General features: G+C 70.0%; 5 protein-coding genes, 1 tRNA gene and 1 other RNA gene. 5 read left to right on the forward strand and 2 right to left on the reverse strand.

Going from position 1 to position 6,601, the window contains the following annotated elements:
• Both ABZ371_RS27150 and ffs read right to left on the reverse strand, forming a co-directional pair.
• Nucleotides 1-1,394, reverse strand: a 1,394-nt coding sequence (locus tag ABZ371_RS27150) for a DNA polymerase III subunit gamma and tau (protein ID WP_358684278.1), incomplete at its 3' end; no start/stop codon positions are given.
• Nucleotides 1,395-1,472: 78 nt separating this feature from the next.
• An RNA gene (gene ffs / locus ABZ371_RS27155) (signal recognition particle sRNA small type) lies at nt 1,473-1,569 on the reverse strand.
• Between the two features lie 132 nt (nt 1,570-1,701).
• Between ffs and ABZ371_RS27160 the strand changes: the two genes are divergently transcribed.
• The 5 genes from ABZ371_RS27160 (at nt 1,702) to ABZ371_RS27180 (ending at nt 6,285) form a co-directional block, all read left to right on the forward strand.
• Nucleotides 1,702-1,789: transfer RNA gene (locus ABZ371_RS27160), tRNA-Ser, on the forward strand.
• A gap of 497 nt (nt 1,790-2,286) precedes the next feature.
• Entirely contained in the window at nt 2,287-4,518 is a 2,232-nt protein-coding gene (locus tag ABZ371_RS27165) for a helicase-associated domain-containing protein (protein ID WP_358684280.1), read from the forward strand.
• 94 nt (nt 4,519-4,612) lie between these two features.
• Nucleotides 4,613-5,518 carry a phosphorothioated DNA-binding restriction endonuclease gene (locus tag ABZ371_RS27170; protein ID WP_358684282.1) on the forward strand — a complete coding sequence of 302 codons (906 nt, stop codon included), beginning with the start codon at nt 4,613-4,615 and terminating at the stop codon, nt 5,516-5,518.
• Between the two features lie 66 nt (nt 5,519-5,584).
• Complete coding sequence (locus ABZ371_RS27175; protein ID WP_358684284.1) at nt 5,585-5,863, forward strand: CopG family transcriptional regulator; 279 nt, start codon at nt 5,585-5,587, stop codon at nt 5,861-5,863.
• Nucleotides 5,860-6,285: a PIN domain-containing protein gene (locus ABZ371_RS27180; protein ID WP_358684286.1), complete on the forward strand. Its 426-nt coding sequence runs from the start codon at nt 5,860-5,862 to the stop codon at nt 6,283-6,285. Before ABZ371_RS27175 ends, ABZ371_RS27180 begins: the two co-directional genes overlap by 4 nt.
• Nucleotides 6,286-6,601: the final 316 nt, after the last annotated feature.

Below are 6,601 nucleotides of genomic sequence, written 5' to 3' on the forward strand. Positions count from 1 at the left end.
GGTGCCGCCTCGACGCCGGGCTGCTGGGCGCGCTCCTGGGGTGACGGCACGGCGGCAGGCGCCCCTGGGACGGGGCCCGGCCCCTGCGACGGCCCCGCGAGGCCCCCCGGCGTCTCGCCCCGTGCCGCCGCACGCGCGGCCGCGGGCCCGCCGCCCGGGAGGCCCGCACCGGGCGCGTGGGCCTCCGGCCCCGGCACGTACCCCATGGCGGGGGCGGCCCCGGCGGACGCGAAGGACGCCCCCCGCTCCAGGCGGTCCAGCCGGGCCTGCAGCGACCGCTCGTCGTCGAAGGCCCCGGGGAGCAGCACCCGGGCGCAGATCAGCTCCAGCTGGAGCCGCGGCGAGGTCGCTCCGCGCATCTCCGTGAGTCCCTCGTTGACCAGGTCGGCGGCCCGGCTCAGCTCGGCGGCGCCGAAGACCTCCGCCTGCGCCTGCATCCGCTCGACGACATCGGCCGGGGCGTCGATGAGCCCCTTGTCACCGGCGTCCGGCACGGCGGCCAGGATCACCAGGTCGCGCAGCCGCTCCAGCAGGTCCGCGACGAAGCGCCGGGGGTCGTTGCCGCCCTCGATCACCCGGTCCACGACCTCGAAGGCCGCGGCACCGTCGCCCGCCGCGAAGGCTTCCACCACGGAGTCGAGCAGGGAGCCGTCCGTATAGCCGAGGAGCGACGTGGCCATGGCGTATGTCACACCCTCGTCGGCGGCCGACGCGAGCAACTGGTCCATGACGGACATCGAGTCACGCACGGACCCGGCCCCGGCACGCACGACCAGCGGCAGGACGCCGTCCTCGACGAAGCTGTTCTCCTTGGCGCACACCTCCGCGAGGTACCCCCGGAGCGTCCCCGGCGGCACCAGGCGGAAGGGGTAGTGGTGCGTACGCGACCGGATCGTGCCGATCACCTTCTCGGGCTCCGTGGTCGCGAAGATGAACTTGAGGTGCTCCGGCGGCTCCTCGACCACCTTCAGCAGGGCGTTGAACCCGGCCGGGGTGACCATGTGGGCCTCGTCGATGATGTAGATCTTGTACCGGCTCGACGCCGGGCCGAAGAACGCCTTCTCCCGCAGGTCACGGGCGTCGTCCACACCGCCGTGGGAGGCGGCGTCGATCTCGATGACGTCGATCGAACCGGGTCCGTTGCGCGCGAGGTCCCGGCAGGACTGGCACTCCCCGCACGGCGTCGGCGTCGGGCCCTGCTCGCAGTTCAGGCAGCGGGCCAGGATGCGCGCGCTGGTCGTCTTCCCGCAGCCCCGCGGCCCGCTGAACAGGTACGCGTGGTTGACCCGGTTGTTCCTCAGAGCCTGCTGCAACGGGTCAGTGACATGCTCCTGACCGATGACCTCGGCGAAGGACTCGGGGCGATAGCGGCGGTAGAGCGCAAGGGACGACACACCTACGAGGTTATCGGGGCGCACCGACAACCGGGCCCGCGCTGGATGTGATGCCCGGCGGGCCGCTCACGCCGGACACGCAAGGGCCCCCCACGCACCCGCCAGAGCCAACCTACCCTTGCTGCCTTCCGGCCCTGGGGGAGTTCAGTCAGATAGCGCCACGTGAGGGGCTGACGCCCACCTTAACCGATCCCAGCCCCCCGCCGTCCACCCACCTCCCCGCCCGATCCCGCTCGGGGAGCACCCGGGATCGATCTTCGGGGAACGTGTTCGCGAGCACCCTCCAACGTCTTGTATTGTTTGCGGCGGAGGATTCGCCTAGTGGCCTAGGGCGCACGCTTGGAAAGCGTGTTGGGGGCAACCCCTCACGAGTTCGAATCTCGTATCCTCCGCCATTGCTCTCACCGGGCAATACGTCGAAGGCCCCCGCAGCTTGCTGCGGGGGCCTTCGACGTTGCTGGTCTCAGTTCTGGTCTCATTCACTTCCGACATAAGAGATATTTCGTTCCGCCGACTTGCCGTCACCGGGTCGAGTCACAGGACATCGCCTTCACTCACAAGCGGGTTTCTGCCGACTCAGGACGCAGGCGTCCCCCGCGATCCGCCATTCTGGGTCTGTGCAGGACCGATTCCGGTCGGAGACCACCGGCACTCGTCTTTGTGAGGTGTCCCCATCGGCAAGCCCAGCGGATCAACTCTGGCCACGTGGCTGAGTGATCTGGAAGTCGACCGGCTTGAGCGGGTCCTGGCAGCTCGCCCGGATGCCGTGTCCCCGCCGGAACCACGATCGTTCGGCGAACTCGCGGACCGCCTTCAGCGCCCGGCGTCGGTGGCCCCGGTGCTGCCCGGACTCGCGCTGCCACACCTGCAGGTAGCCGAGGCACTGGCAGCATTGGGACCCGTTCCACGGGCCGCCCTGGCCGATCTGCTGGATGCGTCCGGAACGGAGAGCACTCGCGGGCTGGACGCGGCCTTGGAGGCGCTGGCCGACCGCGCACTCGTCTGGCCGGACGGCGAAGGGCTGCTGCGCATGGCGACGCCGTTGCGGCAGGCGTGGGACTCGCCGCTGGGGCTGGACGCTCCGCTCACCCGGCTACTGGCGAACACGACCTCCGAGGAACTGCGCCGCATGCTGGTGGCCCTGAACATCCCGTCGCCCGGCACCACCAAGAAGCATCGGCTGACCGCCCTGCTGGAACACCACAGCAATCCGGAGCGGGTGGCCGCGGTGATCACTTCGGCGCCTGCGTCCACCCGGAAGCTGCTTGAGCGGCGAGCGTCTCACCAGGGTGAACAGGCTCAATCACCGGCGCGTTTGATCACGTTCAGGGCCCCGTCGGCCGACTCCGAGCCGGGTGCGCGCTGGGCACTGGAGCGGGGACTGCTGGTCCAGGACCGGTACTCCGGGTACGGATCCACACGCATGCCCGCCGAGGTGGCGCTCGCACTGCGCGGAGTCGGCTGGCGCGCCCCCTTCGAGCCCGTCCCGCCCGTCGTGAGGACGGCGTCCGTCACCTCGGCGGAAGTGGACCGGGAGGCGGCGGCAGCCGCCACGGCGTTCGCCGCACATGCCGCGTCGGTTCTGGCGACGTGCTCCGCTGCTCCGCCGGTCCTGCTGAAGTCCGGCGGGGTCGGAGCACGTGAGCTGTCCCGGATCAGCAAGGCGGCGCAGTGCGACGACATCGTCGTACGCCTTGTTCTGGAGACGGCGTACGACGCCGGGCTGCTGGCCCAGGACGGCGACCGGGTCGCGGCAACGGACGGATACGACACCTGGGCGGAACGAGAACCAGCGGAGCAGCTCACCGTGCTTCTCCACACCTGGCGGACGCTGCCGCTGACTCCGGCCTACGCCCGCGACGAGGACGGCAAGGTACTGCCCGCGCTCGCCGGAACACCGCCCTGCGGCGGCTGTATACAGGCCCGAGAGGGGCTTCTCGCCGCCGCAGCGGAGTTCCCGGCGCACCGGGGAGTGCACAGCCCCGCGGAACTGGGGCCGATGGTTGCCTGGCACCGCCCGCTCGCCGAACAACTCCCTCAGGACAACACGCCCTTCGCCACCGCAATCCGGGAAGCGGAACTGCTCGGGGTCGTCGCCCGCGGCTGCCTGTCCCCCATCGGTGCCGCTCTGCGAACCGACGGCGCCGAAGCCGCCGAAACGCTCGCCGCTGCCTGTGAGCGGCTGCTGCCGGCAGCCACCAGGGCAGCCCGTTTCGGCGCGGACCTCACCGCCGTTGTCACCGGCACACCGTCCGCCCGCCTCGCCGCACTGCTGGACACCGTCGCGGACAAGGAAGTCGGTGGCACGGCATCGGTGTGGCGGTTCAGCCCCACAACCGTGCGCCGTGCCCTGGACACGGGCCGCACGGCGGATGCCATCGCGGCCGACCTGGGCGCCGTCGCGGTCGGCGCCCTCCCCCAGCCGCTGTTGTACCTGATCAACGACTCCGCACGCACTCACGGCCGTGTGCGCATCGCCCCCGCTGCCTGTGTGATCCATGGCGAAGAAGCCGCCCTCCTCGCCGAACTCGTCACTCACAGAAAGCTCGCCGCCCTCGGCCTGCGCGTGTTGGCACCGACCGTGCTGGTCAGCCGGACCCCACTCGACAAGACCCTCGCCGCGCTCCGGGCCGCCGGCTACGCCCCCGTCGCCGAGAGGGCCGACGGAACCGTACGCGTCGAGAAAACCCGGCGCCGACGTGCCGCCGCCCCGGTCCCGGTCCCCCTACTCCCAGGCCAGCGGCAGCGGTCCGTGCCGGCGGTGACTCAGATGACTCCGGTGACCGTCGACCTGAGCACGCTGGCCGCCAGGCTGCGGGCCGCCCCGCCGACACTCCCGGCTCCCGACCCGTTCGGCACCGGGGTCCCCTACGGCACGGACACCGAGGAGATCGTCGCCGCGTACGCGAAGAACCTGGCGTACAGCGATGTCCGCCAGCTCGCCCATGCCGTCGACGTCGGCACAGCCATCACGGTCGAGTACGTCGCCGCGTCGGGCAACCGGACCGTACGTATCCTCAGCGAGCTCGTGCTCGACCCGCCCTACTTGTACGCCTGGTGTCACCTGCGCGACGACCAACGGGTCTTCACCCTCTCCCGCATCCACGGCACCATGCCCGGGTAGCCGGGATCCGTGTCGTGGCTCGGTGTTCGGCCGGTCACTGCGGCCATGCCCCGCCACCAAGCACTGCGACGAGCCGCCATTACGATCGCCGACCATGGACTGGGTCGAGCGCACCGCGCAGTTGAGGCAGTGGACCAGGAGCGGGGCGCGGGCTCCGCACAAGCCGTTGCTGTTCCTTTACGCGCTCAGCCGGTTCCAGCAGGACGCCGACGACGAGCTGCGGTACAGCACGGTGGAGCAGGACCTGCGGCGGCTGCTCGCCGAGTACGGTCCTGGGAACCGGACGACGCCCGCCTATCCCTTCCATCATCTGGTGAGTGACGGCGTGTGGGAGGTCCGCACCGAGCGCGGTCCGGGCAGCCCCGGGACCGGGGTCAGGGATCTGCGCGCAACCGGCGCCACTGGACGGCTGACGCCGGAGCTACGGGCGGCGCTGCGGCGGGATCCGCCCCTGCTCGGCCGAATGACACGCGTACTCCTCGATCTGAACTTCCCGCCCTCCCTCCACGGCGAGCTGTGCGAAGCCGTCGGCCTGGAACTGGAGGAGGCCGAGACCCGACCGGTCTCGGCCAAGCGCAGGCAGCGGGACCGGCGCATGCGGGAGATGGTCCTGACGGCATACGAGTACCAGTGCGCCTTCTGCGGGTACGACGGCAGGATCGGCACGGTGCCGGTCGGGCTTGAGGCCGCCCATGTCCGCTGGTGGGCGTTCGACGGACCGGACGACCTCGAAAACGGGCTGTGTCTGTGCTCGCTGCATCACAAGCTGTTCGACAAAGGCGTACTCGGTCTCGGCGAGGGCCGTGGCGAGGCCCACCGCATCCTGGTCTCACAGAGCTTCGTCGGCCGCAGCACCGCCGCCCGCGAGCACGTCATCACGCTCGCCGGCCGTCCGGTCATCGGCCCCCAGTCGGGCGTCCGCCCCATCGCCGCCGCCCATCGCTCCTGGCACACCAGCCAGGTCTTCCAAGGCAGCCCACGTCCCGCCACGACCGCCTGAACGCCGACCTGGCGGTCACGCGAACGCACTGGTACCGGGTGTGATACCAAGAGTATGGTCTCTTGTATGGCCACGAAGAAGGTAACGGTGACGATTCCCGAGGATCTCCTGGACGAGATCCGCGCGGAGGCGGCAGAACGGGGAATGTCGGCGTACGTCACCGAGGCGCTGCGCTTCAAGCGCGACCGGGACCGGCTGCGGGAACTGTCCGACTGGCTGCAGGAAGAGTACGGCCCCCTCACTGAGGAGGAGCGCACAGCAGCGTTCGAGGAACTGGAGGACCTCGACGCCGAACACGAGCGGCGCCGCGCCGCTGGAAAGCACAACGCCGGAGAGGCCGCGTGAAGAAGCGTGCCACTGAGCACAAGCAGCGGCCATTGCGCGTCTTCGTGCTCGACTGCGAAGCCCTGTCCCTGGCTGTGCGAGGCGACCGGAAGATGATCGCCTGGCTCGACCTCGCGGCCCGGGGTGAAGCCGAGGTGGTGACGTCTCCGCTGACGCTGGTCGAGGCGTACGACGGCAGAACCACCGAGCAGCGCTGGGACTGGGTGCTCTCCCGGCTCAAGGTCGCCGACATCGGAAAGGACGAGGCCCGCCAGGCCCGCCGACTCCTGGCCGACGCCAAGCTGCACGGCCACAAGTACGCGAGCGACGCGGTGCTCGCCGTCATCGCGCGACAGCAGAAAGGTCAGGTCACCGTCTTCACCTCGGACGTGGATGACCTGGAGAAGCTGGTCCCGGAGTCGATCATCGTCAAAAAGGTCTGACCCGGCTCTCCGGTCTCAGTCTTGGTCTCATCACCCTCGTCCAGCGCCGTCCATCACCCACCCGACGCCTCGATCCACCGCAGGTCAGAACGCTCCTGATCGCTTCCGAACCCCCAGGCGAACATTTGGAAAGCGTGTTGGGGGCACCCCCTCACGAGTTCGAATCTCGTATCCTCCGCCATTGCTCTCACCGGGCAATACGTCGAAGGGCCCCACCGCTTGGCGGTTTCTAGGAGTCGTCGCAACACGTGGTTGTGTTGATCAGGCCGCGAGCAGTTTAGGCAGGCGCTCGGCTGGGGTTTCCCAGCCGAGCGTT

The sequence above is a fragment of the Streptomyces sp. NPDC005899 genome (genome assembly GCF_040629645.1).
In the GTDB taxonomy this organism is placed as follows: domain Bacteria; phylum Actinomycetota; class Actinomycetes; order Streptomycetales; family Streptomycetaceae; genus Streptomyces.

What these genes read in the sequence shown, in the direction of transcription:
- ABZ371_RS27175 (WP_358684284.1), top strand. Translation starts at nt 5,585, where the DNA reads ATGGCCACGAAGAAGGTAACGGTGACGATTCCCGAGGATCTCCTGGAC.
- ABZ371_RS27170 (WP_358684282.1), top strand. Translation starts at nt 4,613, where the DNA reads ATGGACTGGGTCGAGCGCACCGCGCAGTTGAGGCAGTGGACCAGGAGC.